At 65.1% G+C, this 20,605-nt stretch carries 16 protein-coding genes; 8 read left to right on the top strand and 8 right to left on the bottom strand.

The genetic code is table 11. The features are described 5' to 3' along the window. Positions 1–3: 3 nt before the first annotated feature. The 4 genes from F614_RS0105595 to F614_RS0105610 form a co-directional block, all read right to left on the bottom strand. Positions 4–1,785, bottom strand: coding sequence for an autotransporter assembly complex family protein (locus F614_RS0105595; protein ID WP_051080437.1), 1,782 nt, complete (start codon positions 1,783–1,785; stop codon positions 4–6). 103 nt (positions 1,786–1,888) lie between these two features. Next, positions 1,889–2,998: an ABC transporter ATP-binding protein gene (locus tag F614_RS0105600; protein WP_038037222.1), complete on the bottom strand. Its 1,110-nt coding sequence runs from the start codon at positions 2,996–2,998 to the stop codon at positions 1,889–1,891. An 11-nt stretch (positions 2,999–3,009) separates the two neighbouring features. Then, positions 3,010–4,776 (bottom strand): iron ABC transporter permease, encoded by a 1,767-nt coding sequence (locus tag F614_RS0105605; RefSeq protein ID WP_038037216.1) that lies wholly within the window; start codon positions 4,774–4,776, stop codon positions 3,010–3,012. 181 nt (positions 4,777–4,957) lie between these two features. Continuing rightward, complete coding sequence (locus F614_RS0105610) at positions 4,958–5,995, bottom strand: Fe(3+) ABC transporter substrate-binding protein (protein WP_019558438.1); 1,038 nt, start codon at positions 5,993–5,995, stop codon at positions 4,958–4,960. A 152-nt stretch (positions 5,996–6,147) separates the two neighbouring features. On the opposite strand from F614_RS0105610, the gene glnE reads away from it, so the two are divergent. From glnE to asnB, 5 genes are all read left to right on the top strand, one after another. Beyond that, positions 6,148–9,075, top strand: a complete 2,928-nt coding sequence (gene glnE / locus F614_RS0105615) for a bifunctional [glutamate--ammonia ligase]-adenylyl-L-tyrosine phosphorylase/[glutamate--ammonia-ligase] adenylyltransferase (protein ID WP_019558439.1) — start codon at positions 6,148–6,150, stop codon at positions 9,073–9,075. Between the two features lie 12 nt (positions 9,076–9,087). Next, positions 9,088–10,008, top strand: coding sequence for a branched-chain amino acid transaminase (locus F614_RS0105620; RefSeq protein WP_018865877.1), 921 nt, complete (start codon positions 9,088–9,090; stop codon positions 10,006–10,008). 39 nt (positions 10,009–10,047) lie between these two features. Beyond that, positions 10,048–10,269 carry a zinc-finger domain-containing protein gene (locus tag F614_RS0105625; RefSeq protein ID WP_018876015.1) on the top strand — a complete coding sequence of 74 codons (222 nt, stop codon included), beginning with the start codon at positions 10,048–10,050 and terminating at the stop codon, positions 10,267–10,269. A 318-nt stretch (positions 10,270–10,587) separates the two neighbouring features. Next, a complete protein-coding gene (locus F614_RS0105630; protein WP_018880848.1) occupies positions 10,588–11,667 on the top strand; it encodes a glycosyltransferase in 1,080 nt (359 codons plus the stop codon). Continuing rightward, positions 11,668–13,509 carry an asparagine synthase (glutamine-hydrolyzing) gene (gene asnB / locus F614_RS0105635; RefSeq protein WP_019558440.1) on the top strand — a complete coding sequence of 614 codons (1,842 nt, stop codon included), beginning with the start codon at positions 11,668–11,670 and terminating at the stop codon, positions 13,507–13,509. 62 nt (positions 13,510–13,571) lie between these two features. Here asnB and F614_RS0105640 read toward each other — a convergent pair whose 3' ends face one another. Beyond that, positions 13,572–14,402 (bottom strand): hypothetical protein, encoded by an 831-nt coding sequence (locus F614_RS0105640; RefSeq protein WP_231373768.1) that lies wholly within the window; start codon positions 14,400–14,402, stop codon positions 13,572–13,574. Positions 14,403–14,571: 169 nt separating this feature from the next. On the opposite strand from F614_RS0105640, the gene F614_RS0105645 reads away from it, so the two are divergent. Continuing rightward, the gene (locus F614_RS0105645; RefSeq protein ID WP_018880845.1) at positions 14,572–15,825 is read left to right on the top strand and encodes an O-antigen ligase; all 1,254 of its coding nucleotides are present in this window, start codon (positions 14,572–14,574) and stop codon (positions 15,823–15,825) included. 37 nt (positions 15,826–15,862) lie between these two features. Here the strand turns inward: F614_RS0105645 and F614_RS14355 are convergent, their stop codons facing one another. Next, positions 15,863–16,981, bottom strand: coding sequence for a glycosyltransferase family 4 protein (locus F614_RS14355; protein WP_081619358.1), 1,119 nt, complete (start codon positions 16,979–16,981; stop codon positions 15,863–15,865). Positions 16,982–17,008: 27 nt separating this feature from the next. Further along, positions 17,009–17,848, bottom strand: a complete 840-nt coding sequence (locus tag F614_RS0105655) for an FkbM family methyltransferase (RefSeq protein ID WP_018880843.1) — start codon at positions 17,846–17,848, stop codon at positions 17,009–17,011. A gap of 149 nt (positions 17,849–17,997) precedes the next feature. On the opposite strand from F614_RS0105655, the gene F614_RS0105660 reads away from it, so the two are divergent. Beyond that, on the top strand, positions 17,998–18,669 hold the full coding sequence (locus F614_RS0105660) for a 2OG-Fe(II) oxygenase (protein WP_019558441.1): 672 nt from the start codon (positions 17,998–18,000) through the stop codon (positions 18,667–18,669). A gap of 28 nt (positions 18,670–18,697) precedes the next feature. After that, positions 18,698–19,657, top strand: coding sequence for a mitochondrial fission ELM1 family protein (locus F614_RS0105665; protein ID WP_019558442.1), 960 nt, complete (start codon positions 18,698–18,700; stop codon positions 19,655–19,657). Between the two features lie 13 nt (positions 19,658–19,670). Here F614_RS0105665 and lpxL read toward each other — a convergent pair whose 3' ends face one another. Beyond that, a complete protein-coding gene (gene lpxL, locus F614_RS0105670; protein ID WP_255349507.1) occupies positions 19,671–20,600 on the bottom strand; it encodes an LpxL/LpxP family Kdo(2)-lipid IV(A) lauroyl/palmitoleoyl acyltransferase in 930 nt (309 codons plus the stop codon). Between the last annotated feature and the right edge of the window lie 5 nt (positions 20,601–20,605).

The raw sequence follows: 20,605 nt of genomic DNA on the forward strand, positions 1-20,605 counted from the left end.
ACTTCACAGGTCCGGCCCCATGGAGAAGTGGATGCGGAAGTCGTCTTCCGAATCCGGGCCGTGGGCCAGGTCCACGCGGATGGGACCGACCGGGGAGCGCCAGCGCACGCCGATCCCGACCCCGTAGACCGGGTCGAATTCGTCCCACTCGTTGACCACGTTGCCGGCGTCCACGAAGGCCGCGGCGCTCCAGTTGCCGACGACCGGGTAGTCGTACTCCAGGCTTCCAACCACCTTGTGGCGCCCGCCGATCACATCGCCGTCCTCGTTGCGCGGGCCGACCCGCTGATAGCCGTAGCCGCGGATACTGGCGTCACCGCCGGCGTAGAAGCGCAGGGAGCTGGGGAGCTCCTGCACCGCGTCGACCTCGGTGAAACCGGCGTCCGCGCGCGCCAGTACCCGTCCGGGGCCGAGGCCGCGCACGATCTTGCCGCTGGCCAGTACCTGCGCAAACGAGGTACTGGACAGGATCTCCTCGCGCGCGCCCTGCACGGTGGCCTCGAAGCGGTAGCCGCGCCGCGGGGTCATCGGATCGTCCGCATCCATGCGGCTGATGCGGTAGGACGGGATCAGCAGCTGGCTGCGGCCGCTGTCGTCCTCGCCGGCGGTGTAGTCCTCGTATTCGTAGCGCAGCCCCTCGGTGGTCTGCCAGCCACTGCGGCGCTGCAGGATACGGTTGGCCCCGATCTGGAAGCGGTCGGATTCCTGGGTGTCCGTCTTTTCCGTGCGGTAGGTGGTGAACAGGTTCAGGCGTTCACGCAGCGGGTCGCGCAGCGGGATCTCGTAGTTGTAGCCGATGCCGGATCGCACCGGGGACGCCTCGATCTCGGCCTGGTAGCGGTGGCCCCGGGTGTTGGCGTAGCGATGTTCGTAGCGCAGGCGGATGCGCGGTCCGATATCGGTGGAGTAGCCGATGCCGGCCTCGTAGCTGTGGCGTTTGCGTGGTTCCAGCTCCGCGAGGATCGGGACTTCCAGCCCGTCCGCCGCATCGCGCTGCGGGCGCACGCGGACGCCGCCGAAGTAGCCGCTGTCGTTCAGGTTGCGTTGCAGTGCGATGATCTGCGCCGAGCTGTACGGGTCGCCGGCCTCGAAGGGCACCATGCGCTGGACGAAGTCGTCGGCGAGGATGTCCTGGTCGATACGGACCTGGCCCATGCGGTAGCGATCCCCGGTCTCCATGTGCAGGCGGATGGTGGCGGCGCGCGCGTCGCGGTCTACCTCGAGGCGCCGGGTGTGGAGATCGGCGTCGAAGTAGCCGCGATCGGCGGCGATCCGCGTCATGCGGTTACGCAGGGCCTCGTAGCGGTCGTGGCGCAGGGTGTCACCCACGCGGATCTCGGTCTGGCTGCGCACGGCCTCGAAGCCCAGGTCGTCGGCCCCCTCGCCAGTGATCTGGATATCGATCCGCTCGACCGTGGTGGGTGGCCCGGGGTCCAGGGTGATACGGACGTCCCAGCAGTCCTCGCCGCGCTCGAAGTCCAGCTCCAGCTCGGCGTCGTAGAAGCCGATGGCGCGCAGGGCGTTGCGGGCGCGTTCCTCGGTGTCGCGCAGGACCCGGCGTTCGCGAAACCCCGGCAGGTCGCAGGGGTGCCGCGCCAGGTTGATGCTGTTGCGGATGTTCTCGCGCTGGGCGTCGGTTCCGCCCTCGATCTGCAGACCCGGGGTGGCGCCGTTCTCGGCGCCGGCCGGGCTTGTCAGACCCGCAAGCGCCAGCATTACCAGTGCGACCCCGCCGACGCGCGACAGGGCTAACCGGCGAATGAACAGGGCGCGGAGACGGGTCATGGAACGATGATAGCGGTTGCGAAGCGGGGCGCGTGTGGGGTCGGAACGCGCCAACTCACGCGAGTTCCCGCCCGACCGGCGGTTGCGTTACGGAGGCGGCGGATCAGGTCGCCGGGCAGTCGACCCCGCTGCCCCGCGAGAACACCACCAGGTGGGTGAAATCGAGGCGCAGGCGCACGTGTTCGCCGATCACGAAGTTGTCGTGGGACGGGGCCATGCACAGCACGCTGAGTCCGTCCGGCAGACGCAGGGTGTAGAGGAAGTCCGCCCCGCGGAAGGCCTTGTCGAGGATCTCGGTGCGGATGGTGCCGGCCTCGTTGTCGATGGCGATATCGTCCGGACGGACCAGGACGTCCACGGCCGTGCCGGGCGGCAGTTGCTCCGACAGGGTGCCCTCGATCTGGCCGAAGGCGGTATCCACCACATGCTCGGCGCAGACCATGCCGGGGATCAGCGTGCCCTCTCCGACGAAGTCGGCGACGAAGCGATCCGCCGGGCGGTGGTAGAGGTTGTAGGCGGTATCCCACTGGGCCACGCGGCCCTGGTGGATGACCGCGATGCGGTCGGCGAAGGCGAAGGCCTCGTGCTGGTCATGGGTGACCAGGATGGCGGTGGTGTTCTCCGCGCGCAGGATACGCCGCACTTCGCGCGCGAGCTCGCTGCGCAGCTCCACGTCCATGCTGGAGAAGGGCTCGTCCAGCAACAGCAGTTTGGGCCGCGGGGCCAGGGCCCGGGCCAGCGCGATGCGCTGCTGCTGGCCGCCGGACAGGGCATGCGGGAAGGACTCGCCATAGCCCGACAGGCCCACCAGCTTGAGCAGCGAGCGGATGCGCTCGTCGCGATCCTCGCGGCCCCAGTGGCGAATGCCGAAGGCGATGTTGTCGGCCACGCTCAAGTGCGGGAACAGGGCGAAGTCCTGGAACACCATGCCGACCCCGCGCTTCTCCGGCGGCACCGTGCCCCGGGCGTCGCTGACGCTGCGCCCGTCCAGCTGGATGCTGCCGGCCATCAGCGGCTCGAACCCGGCGATGGCGCGCAGCAGCGTGGTCTTGCCGCAGCCGGAGGGGCCCAGCAGGCAGCCGATCTGGCCCTTGGACAGGGCCAGCGATACCTGGTGGACCACGGCGGTGCCGTCGTAGCCGATGTCGACCTGATCGAGGGCGATCAGCGGCGTGTGAGGCACCTGCAGGCTGGTGTCGATGGGCTGGGTCATGGCGGGCTGGGTCATGGGGAATTCGTCGTGCCTGCGGGCATGGCGAGGGGTTTCTGCGGCGGCTGTTCGTCCGCCGCGCGGGTCGGGCCCTGCTGGCCGGGGCGCGAGCGGCCGATGGTCACGGACAGCAGGATAACGGGAACCAGGCCCACCAGCACGATCGCCAGTGCGGCGGAGGAGGATTCGGCCAGGCGTTCGTCGCCGGCCAGCTCGAAGGCGCGCACCGCGAGGGTGTTGAAGTCGAACGGGCGCAGGATCAGCGTGGCGGGCAGCTCCTTGAGTACGTCGACGAACACCAGCAGCAGCGCGGTCAGCAGGGTGCCGCGCATGATCGGCAGGTGCACCCGCGTCAGGGTCTGCAGGGGGCGCATCCCGAGCGAGCGGGCGGCGTCATCCATGCTCGGCTGGATCTTGCCCAGCCCCGCCTCGACCGTCTGCAGCGAGACCGCCAGAAAGCGCACGGTATAGGCGAACAGCAGGGCGAAGACGGTACCCGACAGCAGCAACCCGGTGGACAGCCCGAAGGTGTCGCGCATGAAGCCGTCCAGGGCATTGTCGAACGCGGCGAACGGGATCATCACCCCGATCGCGATCACGATGCCGGGCACCGCATAGCCCATCCCGGCGACGCGCACGGCGGCGTTCGTGAAACGCCCGCCTTCCATGCGCCGGGCATAGGCAAGGAGCAGGGCCAGGGCGACGGCGATCACGGCAGCCGCGATCGCCAGCCAGAAGCTGTTGAAGACCAGGCGCCCGAAGGCCGGGTTCATCCAGTGGTCGGTGGTCTGCATGGTCCACAGGCCGAGCTGGAGGGCCGGCAGCAGGAAGCCCAGCAGCACTGGCAGCAGGCAGCCGACGAAGGCCGCGGCCCCCTTCCAGCCGCGCAGTTGATAGCGCGGAAGGGTGGAGTAGCGGCGGCTGGTGTGATGGAAGCGTGCCCGGGCCCGGGACCAGCGTTCCAGTACGATCAGGACGAAGACGAAGGTCAGCAGCACGGCCGACAGCTGGGCGGCGGCGGCCGGGTCGCCCAGGCCGTACCAGGTGCGGAAGATCCCGGTGGTGAAGGTGCTGACGCCGAAGTAGGCGACCGTGCCGTAGTCGGCCAGGACCTCCATCAGGGCAAGGGTCAGTCCGGCGATGATGGCCGGGCGCGCGAGCGGCAGGGCGACTCGGCGAAAACCGCCGAACGGGCCGGCGCCCAAGGTGCGGGAGACCTCCAGAACGCACACCGACTGTTCCAGGAAGGCGGCCCGGCTGAGCAGGTAGACATAGGGGTACAGCACCAGTGTGAGCATGGCCATGGCGCCGCCGAGCGAGCGGATCTCGGGGAACCAGTATTCGCCGTAGCCCAGGCCGGTCAGGTCGCGGATCAGCACCTGTACCGGGCCGCTGAAATCCAGCATGCCGGTATAGGTATAGGCAATGATGTAGGCCGGCATGGCCAGCGGCAGCATCAGCGCCCACTGGAAGATGCCGCGCCCGGGGAAGTCGCAGACGCTGACCAGCCAGGCCACCGGCACCCCGATCAGCAGGACCCCGATACCGACCCCGATCAGCAGCGCCAGGGAATTGAACACGTAATCCGCGAGGACAGTCTCGCGCAGATGGGTCCAGACCTCCCCGGCGGGGATGAATACGTGCCCGAAGATGACCAGGATCGGCAGGGCGAGGGTCAGCGCCACGACGAGGGCGATCGCCGTCCACGGACTCGACGGCAGGTGCCGGCGGGTCGCGTGGGGTGCCGCTGGGGCGGCCGTACTGGTCGTCTGTGCGCTCATGGAGTGCGAATAGTAAAGGTTCTTGTTTCGAATACCACTATGGCCGCTTCAGGACTGGCGGATTAACGCCGGCGCGATGGCGGGCTCTTTGCATCCGAGTCTCCGATGTCTTCCGGAGTGCAAACAAAACGCCCCCGGAGGGCCGGGGGCGAGTGGGGGTGCGTAGTGTGATGGTTCAGGCTCAGCGCCAGCGGGCCCGATCCATCACGCGCATGGCCTCGGCGTTGTGGTTGCCCAGCCGGTAGAGCTCGATGTCGTCGGCCTTGAAGTCGCCGAATCCCTGAAGGATCTCGCTCGCCGGGACGTCGTCGCGGATCGGGTACTCCTGGTTGACCTCGGCGTACCACTCCTGGGCCTCGGTGGCGGAGAGGAACTCCAGCAGGCGGATCGCGTTGTCCCGGTTCGGGGCGTGCGCGGTGACACCGGCGCCGCTGATGTTGACGTGCGTACCGCGGTCGTCCTGGTTGGGCCAGAAGACGCCGATCTGTTCGGCGACTTCGCGGTCACGCCCTTCGCCGTCCAGCATCAGGCCCAGGTAGTAGGTGTTGGCGATCGCGATGTCGCAGACCCCGTCGGCCACCGCGCGGATCTGGTCGCGATCCCCGCCCTGCGGCTGGCGCGCCATGTTGGCGACGATTCCGTTGGCCCACTCCTGGGCGGCGTCGGTGCCCTCGGTCGCGATCATCGCGGCCACCAGCGACTGGTTGTAGACGTTGCTGGAGGAACGGATGCAGATGCGGCCTTCCCATTGGCTATCGGTCAGGGCCTCGTAGGTCGACAGCTCGGACGGGTCGACGCGATCCTTGTGATAAAGGATCGGGCGGGCCCGCGAGGACAGGCCGAACCACAGCCCGTCGGGGTCGCGATAACGTTCGGGGATGTTCTCGTGCAGCACCTCGGACTCGATTCCCTGCAGCACGCCGGCCTCGCGGGCCTGATGCAGGCGCGCCGCATCTACGGTGATGAAGAGATCGGCCGGGGAGTTGCGGCCCTCGTGGCGCAGGCGCTGCAGCAGGCTGTCCGCACCGCCGGTCACCAGGTTGACCTGAATGCCGGTCTGATCGGCGAAGTCGTCGAGCAGCGGCTTGATCAGGTTTTCCTGGCGCGCCGAATAGAGGTTGACCTCGTCCTGATCGGCGGGGCTGCAGCCGACCAGCGGCATGCTGACGGCGATGGCCGCGGCGGTGCCGATCAGCCAGGCAAGTGGACGAAGCATCATGGTGCGGTTCCTCATTGAAGAATGGTCAGGTGTTGGTACTCGATAGACGAGAACGATTGTTATTTGTGTTCTCATCCCATGTCAATACCCATTGGGTCGGCGGCGCGCTGGGCCGGGCACCCAATCGGGTGCAACGCTGATAGGCTTGGCACATGGACAAGCCTCTGCCCGAATCCCCCGCGTCCCTGCCCGCGTCGTTGCAGCAGGAGGTTCGCGACCTGCTGGCCGAGCTGGACGAGAAATGCGCCTGGCCGGATACCTTCCTCGCGGCGACGCCCGTGGCGCTGGCCTTCAGCCATTACCTGGCGCAGACGGTGCGCCAGCATCCGGAATACCTGCTCGAGGCCCTGGACCCGGCGGGCCGGGTGGCGGCCTGTGACGATGCCGCTTTCGAACGCACCCTCCAGGCGCGACTGGAAGGTGCCACCGACGAGGCCGCGCTGCGGCATGTGCTGCGCGAGACCCGGCATCGCGAGATGATCCGCGTGGCCTGGCGCGATCTGTCGGGCCAGGCAGACCTCGACGAGGTGATGCACGACCTGAGCCGGCTGGCCCGATCCCTGATCGAGGGCGGGCTGCAGTGGCTGGACCGGCACTTGCAGGAGCGTTACGGCCAGCCCCGCGGGCCGGAGGGCGAGGCCCAGTCCATGGTAGTCCTGGGGCTGGGCAAGCTGGGCGGCGGCGAGCTCAATTTCTCCTCCGACATCGATCTGATCTTCGCCTTCGAGGAGGCGGGGGAGACCGATGGTGAACGGGTGATCGAGAACCAGGCGTTTTTCCAGCGCCTGGGGCGGCAGTTGATCGCGGTGCTGTCGGATGTGACCGCGGATGGCTTCTGCTATCGCGTGGACATGCGCCTGCGTCCCTTCGGCGATTCCGGCCCGCTGGTGATGCACTTCGACGCCATGGAGGACTACTACCAGGCACACGGGCGCGAGTGGGAGCGCTATGCCCTGATCAAGGCCAGCCCGCTGGCGGGCGACCCCGAGGCCGGCGCGCGGCTGATGCGGCGGCTGCGCCCCTTCATCTATCGGCGCTACCTGGACTACGGCACCCTCGCCAACCTGCGCGAGCTGAAGCAGATGATCAACGACGAGTCGGCGCGGCGCGGCCGGTTCGAGGACGTGAAGCACGGCGAGGGCGGGATCCGTGAGATCGAGTTCATCGCGCAGTCGTTCCAGCTGATCCGGGGCGGACGCGACCAGGCGCTGCAGCGTCGCGACCTGCTGGGCGTGATGGGGGTGCTGCGCGAGCGCGAGCTCCTGCCGGCCTACGCGGTCGAGCAGCTGGAGCGTTCCTATCGCTTCCTGCGCCGCGTGGAGAATCGCCTGCAGATGCTGAATGATCAGCAGACGCACCGCCTGCCCTCCAACGGGGATGATCGCCACCGCCTGGCGCTGTCGCTGGGTTTCGACGACGAGGCCGCGTTCGAGATGGCGCTGCTGCGCGAGCAGCGGCGGGTGCATGCCCACTTCGAGCAGGTCTTCAGCGCCCCGCAGCGCGCGGACGGGGCGGCCATGGAGGCCTCGCCGGAGGCGGATCGCGAGCAGCAGCTGAATCGTCTCTGGCAGGGGGCGCTCCCGGAGGATGATGCCCGCGCGGTACTGGAGGCGATGGACTTCCAGCATGCGGACGAGGCCCTGCGCGGCATCGCCGATCTACGCGAGAGCCCGGGCGTGCGTGCGATGAGCGTGACCGGGCGCCAGCGGCTGGACCGCCTGATGCCGCTGCTGATCGGGGCCATCGCGGAGATGGAGGCCCCGGATGCGGTGCTGCCCCGGGCCCTGCAGATGGTGCGCACCATCGCCCGGCGTTCGGTCTACCTGTCGCTGCTGGTGGAAAACCCGCTGGCGCTGTCCCAGCTGGTGAAGCTGGTGGCCGCCAGCCCGTGGATCAACGAACAGCTGACCCGGCATCCAGTGCTGCTGGACGAGCTGCTGGATCCGCGTGCGCTCTACGCACCGCCGGATCGCGACGGGCTGCGCGAGGAGCTGGAGGCCGAACTGGCGCAGTTTCCCGAGCAGGACCACGAACAGATGCTGGACCGCCTGCGGCAGTTCAAGCAGGTGCAGACGCTGCGCGTGGCGGCCGCCGACATCATGGGCTTCCTGCCGCTGATGAAGGTCTCCGATCACCTGACCTGGCTTGCCGAGGTCCTGCTGGAGCGGGTGCTGCAACTGGCGTGGGAGAAGATGGTCGAGCGCCACGGCGAGCCGCAGTGCGGGGCGTCGGACGCGCGGCGGGTGGCGCGCTTCGCGGTGATTGGCTACGGCAAGCTGGGCGGCTTCGAGCTGGGCTATGGTTCGGATCTGGACGTGGTGTTCCTGCACGACAGTGAAGGCGATGAAGCCCAGACGGCGGGCCCGAAGGTGATCGACAACACCGAGTTCTTCGCGCGGGTGGCCCAGCGGGTGGTGCACCTGCTGGGGGCCTTTACCCCGGCGGGCCGCCTGTACGAGGTGGATACCCGCCTGCGGCCCAGTGGCACGGCGGGGTTGCTGGTCAGCGGCCTGCAGGCGTTCCGGCGCTACCAGGACGAGTCCGCCTGGACCTGGGAACACCAGGCGCTGGTGCGGGCCCGCTTCGTGACCGGGGATGCCGAGCTGGGCGAGCGCTTTCACGCCCTGCGCCGCGAGGTCCTGACCCGCGAGCGCGACGCCGGGGCGCTGCGTGCCGAGGTCGTCGAGATGCGCGATCGCATGCTGGCGGAACACGCCTCGAAGAAGGGCCAGGGCTTCCATCTCAAGCGCGACCGTGGCGGTATCACTGATATTGAATTCATGGTTCAATACTGGGTTTTGGTATCCGCGCACGAGCACCCCGCCGTCTGCGACTGGCCGGACAAGATCCGCACGCTGGAGGCGCTCGGGCGCGAGGGTGTGATCGACGCGAGCCTGAGCGAGGCGCTGGCGGATGCCTACCGGGATCTGCGCAATCGCATCCACCGCCTCACGCTGGCGGGGTCGGATGCCCGAGTCGAGGCGCCCGACGACGCGCTGTGCGCGGTGCGCGATCGCGTGATCGAAGCCTGGAATGACCTGTTCGGCGAGCCGCAAGCGGCCGCGAACCAGAACGCATAGAGGAACAAGATAATGTCGATGGCCGACCGCGACGGGGTGATCTGGCTGGACGGGCAGATGGTGCCCTGGCGCGAGGCGCAGACCCACGTACTGACCCACACCCTGCACTACGGCATGGGGGTGTTCGAGGGCGTGCGCGCCTACAAGACTGCGCGGGGCCCGGCGATCTTCCGCCTGCAGGATCACACCCGACGGCTGTTTAACTCGGCCAAGATCGTCGGGATGACCATCCCCTACACCGCCGAGGCGCTGAACGAGGCGCAGATCGCGTCCGTGCGGGACAACGGGCTGGAAAGCGCCTACCTGCGGCCGATGTGTTTTCTCGGCTCCGAGGGCATGGGGCTGCGCGCCGACAACCTGCTGGTGCACGCGATGGTCGCGGCCTGGCACTGGGGCAGCTACCTGGGCGACGAGGGGATCGAGAAGGGAATCCGCATCCGCACCTCTTCCTACAGCCGCCACCACGTGAACGTGACCATGTGCAAGGCCAAGGCCAACGGCAACTACATGAACTCCATGATGGCCCTGCAGGAGGCCACCCGCTGCGGCTACGACGAGGCCATGCTGCTGGATACCGAGGGCTTCGTGGCCGAGGGCAGTGGCGAGAACATCTTCATCGTGCACGACGGCGTGCTGTTTACCCCGGACCTGACCTCTGCGCTGGACGGCATCACCCGCCGCACGGTGATCGAGCTGGCGCGCGAGGAGGGGCTGGAGGTCATCGAGAAGCGCATCACCCGCGACGAGGTGTACATTGCCGACGAGGCCTTCTTCACCGGCACCGCCGCCGAGGTGACCCCGATCCGCGAGGTCGACGATCGCCCGATCGGCACCGGCACCCGCGGCCCGATTACCGAGCGCCTGCAGTCACGCTACTTCGACGTGGTGCAGGGGCGCGACAGCCGCCACGAGGGCTGGCTGACCTTCGTCTGAGGCGCCCGAATTTTCCGTCAACCGGAAGCGAGAAGAATCATGGTGAATCCCGATACCGCCCACCATCAGGACCAGTACCAGACACCGAACGCGCAGACCGAGATCACGGTCACGCGCAAGGACCTGCCGCTGCACTGCCCCACGCCCAAGATGGCCCTGTGGGCCTCGCACCCGCGTGTCTTCCTCCCGATCGACGAGACTCCTGACGGCCGCTTCCAGTGCCCCTACTGCGGCACCCAGTTCATCCTGAAGGACGATTGAGCCACCGGTTGCCGGTTGCGTACCGTTTGGTGCGTAGTAGATTTCAGGCGCTCATTCTCCGGTGCCGGCCTGTGGGGTCCTGTTCTGATTGGGGCCGGCGCAATGCGCCGCAGTTGGTGCGTGCGTATCACGAGTCTGCCCCTGTCCAGCGTTGGTGACTGTTCCACTCCCTCCGGGTTTGTCTCGCTCCCGAGGGTATGGATGTAGCTGCCGTGATTTTTTCGGTCTGGCGCTCGCACACCAAAAGGTAAGATTTTCTGGTGCTCGTTTCCGTGAGGCATTCGGATGGCGGCACTACCGGCATGAGGCTGCGTGGCGATGCAGGAAATCCGCACACTGCAAATCATTGGCAGTAAGAAGCTGGGCGGCGCGGAAGGGTTTTTCATCCGTTTGCATGATGCCTTCAATCGCGCCCCAGGTCTGTCTTCTGTTGCGGTCACGCCCCCGGCCAGTGCGTTGAATGCGAGCTTGACGCCTCCGGCCGAGACCAGCGCCATGCGCAGCGTCTACGACCCCTTTTCCCGCCTGGCCCTGGCGCGTCTGATTCGGCGTTCCCGGCCGGATGTCGTGCAGACCTGGATGGGGCGTGCGACCCGGTCCGTGCGCCTGAAACCTTCTCGGCTCCCCGTGCATGTGGCCCGGCTTGGCGGATTTTACGAGCCGAACCGATACCGTCATGCCCACGCGCTCGTCGGGAATACCCGGGCGATCTGTGATTTTCTGGTCGAGTCAGGTATCCCGGCGTCACGGGTCTCTTGCATTGGCAATTTCGTGACCATGCCTCCCCCGATCAGTGAGTCCCAGTCGCTGGCGTTGCGGCGCGAGCTGGGTATTCCGGCTGATGCGCTGATTGTGTTTTCTCTTGGTCGCCTGCACGAAAACAAGGGCTTCGATACGCTCATTCGTGCCATCGAACGTCTCCCGTCCGCCGCGGCTGGGCGGCCGGTTCACCTGTTGCTGGCGGGCGATGGGCCATTGAGGACCGAACTGCAGACCCAGGCCAGAGATTCCGGGGCGGCCAGCCGGATCCATTGGCTGGGCTGGCAACAAAATCCGAGCCCCTATTTTTATCTGGCGGATCTTTTGGTGTGCCCCTCGCGGCATGAGCCGCTGGGGAATGTTCTGCTGGAGGCCTGGGCACATCGTTGTCCGGTCGTCTCAACCCGGACCCATGGTGCGCTGGAGCTCATCGAGGACGGGGTTTCTGGCCTGCTGTGCGATATCGACGATCCCGAGCAGATGACCGCGCAAATGCAGACCCTCTTGCAGGCTGCGCCTGCGCAGCGTGAGGGGCTGATCGCGCAGGGCCTGCGTACGCTGGATACGCGCTTTAGCGAACGGGCCGTTGTGCAGGCCTATCGGGGCCTGTATCAGAAGCTATTGGAGAAATTTCGCTGAATGTGTGGCATCGCCGGGGTGTATACGCCAGGTCGTCCGGTCTCGTTGCCTGCTGTCATGCCGATGTTGCAGGCATTGGCGCACCGAGGCCCCGACGGGCAGGGCCACTTTGTCGACAAGGATGTCGCGCTGTTGCATGCGCGCTTGTCGATCATCGATCTGGAACAGGGCAGGCAGCCGCTGTTCAGCCAGAGCCGCGAGCGCATCCTGGTGGCCAATGGCGAGGTCTACAACCACCCGGAGCTACGCCGGTCTCTGTGTTCCGAAGGGGTAAGGTTTTCCACCCAGTCCGATTGTGAGGTGATTCTGCCGCTGGCCGAGCGAGACCCGGAGGGCTTCGCCACTCACCTGAAAGGCATGTTTGCGCTGGCGTTGTTTGATCAGACGGCCCGCTGTCTGACGCTGGTGAGGGATCGTTTCGGTATCAAGCCTTTGTACTACATGGAGGTGCCGGGCGGCATCGCGTTTGCTTCGGAAACGAAAGCCCTCTTGCCGCTGCTGGGGCGCGCTCCGGAAGTCGAGGATCCCGCGGTTGGGCGGTTTCTTCAGGTCAACTTCGCAAGTGGGGACCAGACCGCATTCCGCAGGATCAAGCGCGTCCCCCCGGGTGGGCGCCTGACTGTCGATTCCCACGGGAAGGTTGCGCTCTCGGCCTGGTGGCGCCTGGCGGACGAGGTTGCTCTCCAGTCTGCATTCACCGGACAACTCACCGATGCCGTCGAGTGCTTTGACCAGTTGATGCATCGTGCTGTGACCGAGCACTTGCGTGCAGACGTTCCCGTCGGTCTGTTTCTGTCAGGGGGTGTCGATTCCAGTATCCTGGCGATGCAGCTAGCGCGGCAGCCCGCTCAGGCCGGTCGGCCGAAGGCCTGGAGCATGGGGTTCGAGACCCAGTCGGTACAGGATGAGGCGGTCGCCGCGATGGAAATCGCGCAGACCTGCGGCATCGAGCTGAAGCTGGTCCGTGCGAACCCGATCGCCCTGTTCGACCATCTGGTGTACGCGACCTGGGCGGCGGACGAGCTGATGGGCGATTTCGCCTCCCTGCCGACCTTGCTTCTGGCGGCCGAAGCGGCTTCGTCGTCACACAAGGTTGTGCTGACCGGAGAAGGCGGGGATGAAGTCTTCGCAGGCTATGGGCGCTACCGGATGCCGCGCTTGCAGCGCTGGCTGTATTCGCTTCGCGCCCCGGGAAGCGGCGGCTTTCGCACACGCGGGCGATTTGACAAGGCGTTGCCAGCGGCCTTGCTGAGGCAGGGCTGGGGGCGGCGGATGAACAAATCCTGGCGAGCACCTTTTAAGCAAGCGTGGCGGGAGACACAGGGCCTGGGTGACCTGCAAAAGCGGCAGCTCACCGATATGCAGACGTGGCTGGCCGACGATCTGCTTACCAAGGCCGACCGGATGTTGATGGCGCAGGGTGTAGAGGGCCGCGTACCTTTCCTGGACCACGAGCTGGTCTTGTTCGGTTTGTCCCTGCCGGCCTCTATGAAGATTCAGGGGCGTATCGGCAAGCAGGTGCCCCGTGCCTGGCTACAGGCACACGCGGGCGTGAACTCGATGGGGCGCAAGCGGGGGTTCTCGGTGCCCGTCGTGGATTGGGTGCAGTCCCTGGATCGTAAGCAGCTACTGCAGGCCCTGACCCGGTCAGTCGCTCTGCAGCCGCTACTGGATCCCGAGGCCCTGGCATCCAGCCTGAAAGTCCCGGGGCCGCTCGACAGACGACTGGTTGAGCCTCTGGCTGCGCTCGTGCAGTTCGCGATCTGGTCCAGGCTATTTATCGAGCGCGCGGGCGAAGCGCCGCCCAGGCAGGTTGATCCAGTCGCCTGGCTGCTGGAATGAGGGCGGGCGATTGACCTCGCCTAAAAGCGCGCCGTAAACCCGGGCCGCACCTTGGTTAGTGGTCAGTCTTCAGTCGATTCCCTGGATTCTTGGGCCAGGAGCTCTTCTGACCGGGTCCAGTAGGTGTCGATCCAGCTGGCTGGTCGAATCTTCTTGTAGAGCCTTTTTCTCCAGCGCTTTTCTGGCCACTTGCCCTGGAGCGCGTCCGGTGGGTTCGGCGAACCGGGGAATGCAACCACCCTTGCGCCTTCGGGGATCGCGGGCGTGCGCCAAAGGCGCATGGGCCAGGCCGGTACGCAATGCACCTTGAACAGGACACACCAGGCATCCGGCCAGAACTGCAGCGAGTCGATCTCGCGGCTGATGAAGGTCTGCTCGTTACGGTAACGCTCGAGATAGTGTGGAAAGTCGTCAAGAAGCCTCTCGAGCAAATAGCCGTGGGTGTTCATCCGGAACCGAAAAACCGAGGTGTTTCCGATGCCCTTGCCGCGCTGGGTCCAGTTTTGCATGACCACGAACGGGTGATCAGCTTCGTAGTCGAACAACGGGTCGAGCCTCCCGGTCACAACGACATCCAGATCGAGGAATAACCACTCCCCTTCCAGACCTGAGAGCGACGCGGGCTCGAGGTAAAGCGCCATTTTTCGCCACGTCGTATTGCGCCATGGTTCCGGAATTTCGATCTCGGGGCACGGGTGCGTCTCGATCTCTTCGCGTATGCCCTCCGAATCGTCTGTAAGGCAAACGAAACGCAGAGGGCCGCTCACCTGTCGACGCACACTCGCATACAGCCGGTTTACGTATTCAGGGCCGTACATAGTCCCCCATTTCATGCAGAGCACCTGTCTGGGGCGCGATGCGGAGGGATCGGGGCTTCGGCTTTTCTGTTCCATGGATTGGAAATCCTTGTGGGACGAGTGATTATGCTGTTGCCGCTCGTGAGGTCCAGCCACGAATTGTCGCCTAAAGACCGCTAGGTGTCAGGCCCTTCAAGAGGATGGATGGGGGATCTTCCGGTATGGTGTGTCGCTGCCTGCAGATTGGACTAAGGATGCGCGGGGTATGGACGGAGTAGTTGGGCAGCGCGACTGGCGCCTCGTGTCTGTGGTTGGACTTGTGGCGCTGGCATTTTTCCTTTTGCCGTTTGGTACCGGGGTATTTGTTCCTCTGGCCATCCTTGCTCTTGCGGGCATGGGGCTGCTTGTTACGCACCTTGGGGCGCTATGGCGGGATCGATGGGTCCGATGGGCGCTGGTGCTTTTGCTGGCTCTTTGGGTACCTCAGTTACTCGCTTTGACTGTTGCGGTTGATTTTGATCGCGCTATGCGCACCGCAATGACTTACCCCCTCTTTGCAATTTCCATCATCCCGCTCCTTTGGGTGGCTCGCCGCTGCGACTTGACGAACACGCTTCTGTACGCAGTGCTGGCACTTGCGGTTTTCTGGTCCCTGGATGGGATTCTTCAATTCCTTTCAGGCAGTAACATCTTCGGCTACCCATACGACGGTCGTCGCATTGACGGTCTGTTCCATCCGAATATGCGCTTGGGGATTGTGCTGGCACATCTCCTGCCATTTGTTCTGGAGGCGTCTCGACGGCTGTCCTCGTCCAACCGGCTCGCAGCGTTTCTGCCTCTGGTGGTCGTGATCGCCATCCTGCTTTCGGGGTCGCGCGCAAGCATGTTGGCGGCGGTTATTACGCTGTCTGCGTACGGAGTTTTTCTGGTCTGGTTTTATCGCCTGCGAGTGCGCACGATTTTCGCGTTGCTAGCGGCTCTGGCCCTAGGTGTGGCAGCCGCCCTTTGGGCTTCTCCCGAAACCCGTGATCGTCTGGGCGTGATCTCCGGCATGGCGGATCTGAGCGTTGAGGGACTGGATGCGGCGACCGCTCAGCGGGGCACCATCTGGCTGGCTTCCTGGCGGGTGGTCAAAGATGAGCCGCTACTTGGGGTGGGGGTGCGTGGCGTGGAGCCAGTTGCGAAAGAGAGGGGGTATGCCGATATGCCCTTCTCGCACGTCCATCTGTATTTTCTAGATGTATGGGTTTCCACGGGTTTGGTTGGGCTTGTTGCCTATTTGACGGCCTTGCTCGGCGTTCTCCTCGCGTTGTGGCGTAACGCTAGAGCCACCGAGGTGAATGTTCCGCTGCTGGTGACTGCGGGGGTAGCCATTTTTTCCGCTCTCAATCCAGTGAATGTCCATTGGACAGTCTATAGCTCGTATACCGCGGCGGTTCTCTGGCTTGTGTTAGCACTTGCCCTGGCGCCGCTAATACACGGAAACCATCGGGAAGTTGTTCGGGGGCGGCCCTCTTGATGTGCTGTTTCATCCGGGTGTGGGCGCCCGGCCGGTGTTATTCTGGAGCCAGCAAGCTGGCGTACACGCCGAGAGTTTCCTGTTGCATCTGCTGCAGGGTGAAGCGGGTTAGTGGGGCCGGGGTTGGTGGCGGAGCATTCGTCAGCCAGCCGGACAGTATGCGAACAGCTTCTTTGGGATGGCGGGGTGGGACGCTGCCCTGCGGGAACAGGGCTGACATCTGCTCACCAACACCTCCGTGAGCATAGGCAGCGACGGGCCGGCCGAGGGACAACGCTTCAAGGGAGACCCGGCCGAAGGCTTCAGGGTCTCGGGAGAGGGATAGTACGGCGAATGAAACGGACATGATTTCGCGCAAATCTGAGCGTTGCCCCAGCCATGTAATATGGCTATCAAGCTGCCTTTCCGATATTTCTCTACGGATCTCTAGTTCGTAGCGCCGCCGGCGTGCTTCGGTCCCGCCAACGAGGATGCCATGTACGGGATGGCCCTCTCGTATGAGCCCGTCCATCACGTCTATGAAATCCAGTTGCCCTTTCCATCGAGTGATGCGCCCGGGAAGGGTGATTAATGCCTGGTTTCTGGCGTTCGCTGGAAGCGACTGAAGAAATGTATTCTTCCAATCGTCTGTAGGTGTATAACCATGGGGGAATTCCGTTGGGTCGACCCCACGATGGATTACGTGAACGCATTCCGGCGGGCAGGCCGGATAATTGTTGCGGATGTATTCCGAGATGCTGTTGGAGACTGCTATTACGCCGTCCCCTCGCGTCATGACCGAGCTGTAGCGTCCTGGGCTGTAAAATCCATGGAAGGTTGTAACAAACGCGGGGCGTTCATCAGGCCGCATCCCCTGTAATGCTCGCCAGACAATCCAGGCGGGAACGCGGGAACGAGCATGAATCAGATCAATGCGTTGCGCGCGTATGAAGTTGCGTAATGGCCGCACGAGGCGGAGGGATCGTAGCGATTTTCTGCCAACGGGCCATGTAATGTGTTCGCTTCCCTGTGATTCCAGCGATGTTACAAGTCGTCCACCCCCAGACATCACTATGGACCGATGACCAGCGGCGTGGATTGCCCGGGCGATCTCCAGGGTGCCGCGCTCGACACCTCCTGATTCAAGGGCCGGAACTACTTGCAGGATTGAACGCATCATTTGCTGTGCTGGCGTGCCCTGGGGTCAGTCATTGGTGGGGCTGGATTCTTCTCGGTGCAGGATCGCGTTGGAGCGCGTCTGTGCAGTGACCGTGTAGCCGTGGGCCCGGAGAAGGTCGATGACGTCCTGCTCCCAGGTATGCTCGTGGCACTTTTCCACGACCATGCAGCGCGGGTACAGCGAGCGGGGCGCGTCCCTGAAGAAGGGCTCGAGCGCCTGGTATTCGTATCCTTCGATGTCGATCTTCAACCCGTCGATCTGGGTGATGCCTTCGGCTCCGAGGACATCGAGGAGTGGGCTGGATTCGACCTCGGTCGCGCCCGTTTCGTGGGGATCCATCTTTATCAATGAGGCCGATCCGAGCGTTTGCGTCTGATGCAGGGCTGCACGCCCCTTGGGCCCAATGGCAAGTTTGAGGGCGCGAACTGTCTTCGCGAATGGATTGCAGTTGATGTTGAATGCCAGGCGCTCGAAGGTGGGCGGGTTGGGCTCGATTGCAAGGACCTGCCGTGCCCCGGAAGCAGCAACCTGCAGGCTGTAGTAACCCGTGTTGGCACCTATATCGACGAATGTGCCCCCCGAACATGCGCGCGCAAGATGCTCGAGTTCGGTCTGATCGTATTTTTTGGAAGACAGGAGGATCTTGGCATCGGTAACGTTGTCCCCGATGTTCAGGCGATAGCGAATCCCCCTCGCCTCGACATCTACCACGTGGTCGAACCAGCGCATCCACAACCTGCGCAACCCGCGCGAAAGTTCGCCGCGAGCGAGTCCGATGCGAACGATCCAGAGGAATGGAAGCGCCCGCTTTTCGGGCCGATGGTTGCCGAATGCGAAGGGCTTCGGGTCGGGTCTGGATGTCATGGATCGCCTTGTCCGGGGCGCCACGCATCACGGCGTGGGCGGCTTGTAAAGACTCTGAATTCTAGCAGCTCGGACGTTCAGAAGTTTTGGCTGCTGTACCCGTTGCTTTACAATCGCTAGTTCTAATACCGAATTTTTTGAGGAAAGGCATGAGCCCGGTCGCAGAGGTGGCAGAGCAGGTCGAGGCATCGCTGCGGCGGGCATCGTCGGAGGGATACCCGTACCGGCGTTGGTATCCGCAGGCGGTGTTGCCGGAGGCGGCTGCGCGAGCGGTGGAGGCACTGCCGTTCAAGGCGCCGGCGATCGGCGATACCGAGGGCAAGCGCGAGACGCACAACAGCTCCCGCCGCTTCTTCGACGCCGAGAATCGGAAGGCCTTCGAGGTCTGCGAGAGCGTTGCGGCGGCCTTCGAGAGTCCGCAGGTGCTGGATGCGATCTTTGATGTGTGCGGCGTGGACGTGAGCGGCAACTACTTGCGTATCGAGCACTGCCTGGATACCGAGGGTTTCTGGCTGGCACCGCATACGGACCTGGGTGTGAAGAAATTCACCATGCTGCTGTACCTGTCCACCGATCCGGGCTACGAGAACTGGGGCACGGATGTTTACGTGGACGCCGAGACGCACTACGAGACCGCCCCCGGTACGTATAACAGCGCCTTGGTATTTGTGCCGGCCGACAACACTTGGCACGGCTATCATCGGCGCCCGCTTGAAGGTGTACGCCGGTCCCTGATCATCAACTACGTCACCGAAGAGTGGCGCAATCGCCACGAACTGGCCTCGCCGGATACCCCTGTGCAGCGGGGTGTGCCCGCTTGAGCGAAAGCCGGACGCGGGCCGCTTGGCTGTGAACGAGATCTCGTGCTGGACCCTGACCACCGGCGAGGCCGGGATGACCAGTCAGGTCCGTGGGCTGGCCGAGGCTGTTGGGCTGCCCTATGAACACAAGACGGTGGGGCTGCGCGCGCCCTGGCGCTGGATGCGCGGCTCCTTTGCCCCCGGCGTGTTGCGAGGATTGACTGCCGATAGCGATTCCCTGGCGCCACCCTGGCCGCGCCTGCTGATCTCCTGCGGGCGGCGGAGCGCTGCGGTCGCGGTCGCTCTCAAGCGCGCCAGTGGTGGCGCCATCATGACCGTGCATGTGCAGGACCCGCAGATCTCTCCGCGCCACTTCGATTGGGTGGTGCCGCCGCGTCACGACGGGTTGGCCGGCCCCAACGTGATTGCGACGCGTGGCGCCCTGCACCGGGTGACAGCCGAGCGGCTGGAGGCTGCGCGCAGGGGGCTGGGTGACGCCTGGGCGGCGTTTCCCCGTCCCTGGATCGCGGTGCTGATCGGGGGTGCTACGCAGCGCGGTGATCTGGGGCAGGAGCGACTGGATGCCCTGATCCGTGACCTGCGTTCGGCCGCAGAAGCCTCCGGGGGAAGTGTGCTGGTCACGCCCTCGCGGCGGACGGGCGCGGCCAGCACGCGACGACTGGTCGAGGGGTTGGCGGATGTTCCCGGGTTTGTCTGGGACGGGCAGGGCGAGAACCCCTTTATGGCAATGCTGGCAACAGCCGACCATATCGTGGTCAGTGCCGATTCCGTGTCCATGGTCTCGGAGGCGGCGGCGACCGGTGTCCCCGTATACACGGTGGCCCTGGGGCCGCTCGGCCGTCGCCTGCAGGCCTTTCACTCTGCCCTGGAGGCGGAAGGCGTGACCCGACCGTTTACCGGGGCGCTCGATCAGTGGTCCTACGCGCCGGTGAATGACACGCCGAAAGTGGCTGCGCATATCCGCCGCGAATTGGATCTGGAAGACTGATCGCGCGCGAGCCTCAGCCCGCGTAAGGATCGGGCATGCCCGCGCGCTTCTTGAAGCGCTTGTGGGTCCAGAAGTACTGGCCCGGGGCGTCCATCACGGCTTCTTCGATGATGTGGTTGATGCGCAGGGTGTCGGCGTAGGCGTCCTCGGTGGGGAAGTCTTCCACCGGGGGGTGGATGGTCACGACATAGTGGCCGTCTTCCCGGCGGTAGCCGAAAAAGGGCAGGACCGGGGCGCCGCTGACCCGGGCGATGCGATGGGTGGCCGTTTGCGTGTTGGCGGGTTCGCCGAAGAACGGGACCAGTTCGGTCTGGCGCCCGCTGGTGGCCTGGTCGGGCGCGTACCACACGGGCATGTTGTTGCGCAGGGTGCGTAGCAGTCCCTTGACGTCGTCGCGTGCGATTACGCCTGCCGTGTGGCGGTCGCGATTCACCTTGAAAAGGTGGTTGATCAGCGGGCGTTCGCTGGGCCGGTACATCGCGGCAAAGCGGCGGTGCAGGCCCAGCAGGCGCCCGCAAAGCTCGAGTGTGGTGAAATGGGCGCTCACCAGCAGGGCACCCTTGCCCTGTTCCAGCGCCTTGTCCAGATGCTCCAGTCCGTGGATTGTGTAATGCCCCTTGAGTTGCGTGTCGCGTCCCCACCAGGCCATGGCCATCTCCAGGATCCCCATGCCGGCCGCCTCGAAGTGCTCGCGCAGCCACTGTTCGCGCTGTTCGCCGGACTGGTCGGGAAAGCACAGTTCGAGGTTGGTGCGGGCGATCGCACGGCGCTCGCGGCCGAAACGGTAGAACAGTCGCCCGATGCCGCGGCCGAGCGCCTGCTGCCAGCGGATGGGCAGCTGGATGACCAGCCGTGCCAGGCCGATGACCGCCCACATGGGCCAGGTGGCGGGACCGCGGGGTGGGCGCTCGGTCGCGCTCGATGGTTCGGGCCGTGCCGTCACGGATC

Origin of the sequence: Thioalkalivibrio sp. ALE12 (assembly GCF_000381105.1) — a bacterium.
GTDB lineage: Bacteria > Pseudomonadota > Gammaproteobacteria > Ectothiorhodospirales > Ectothiorhodospiraceae > Thioalkalivibrio.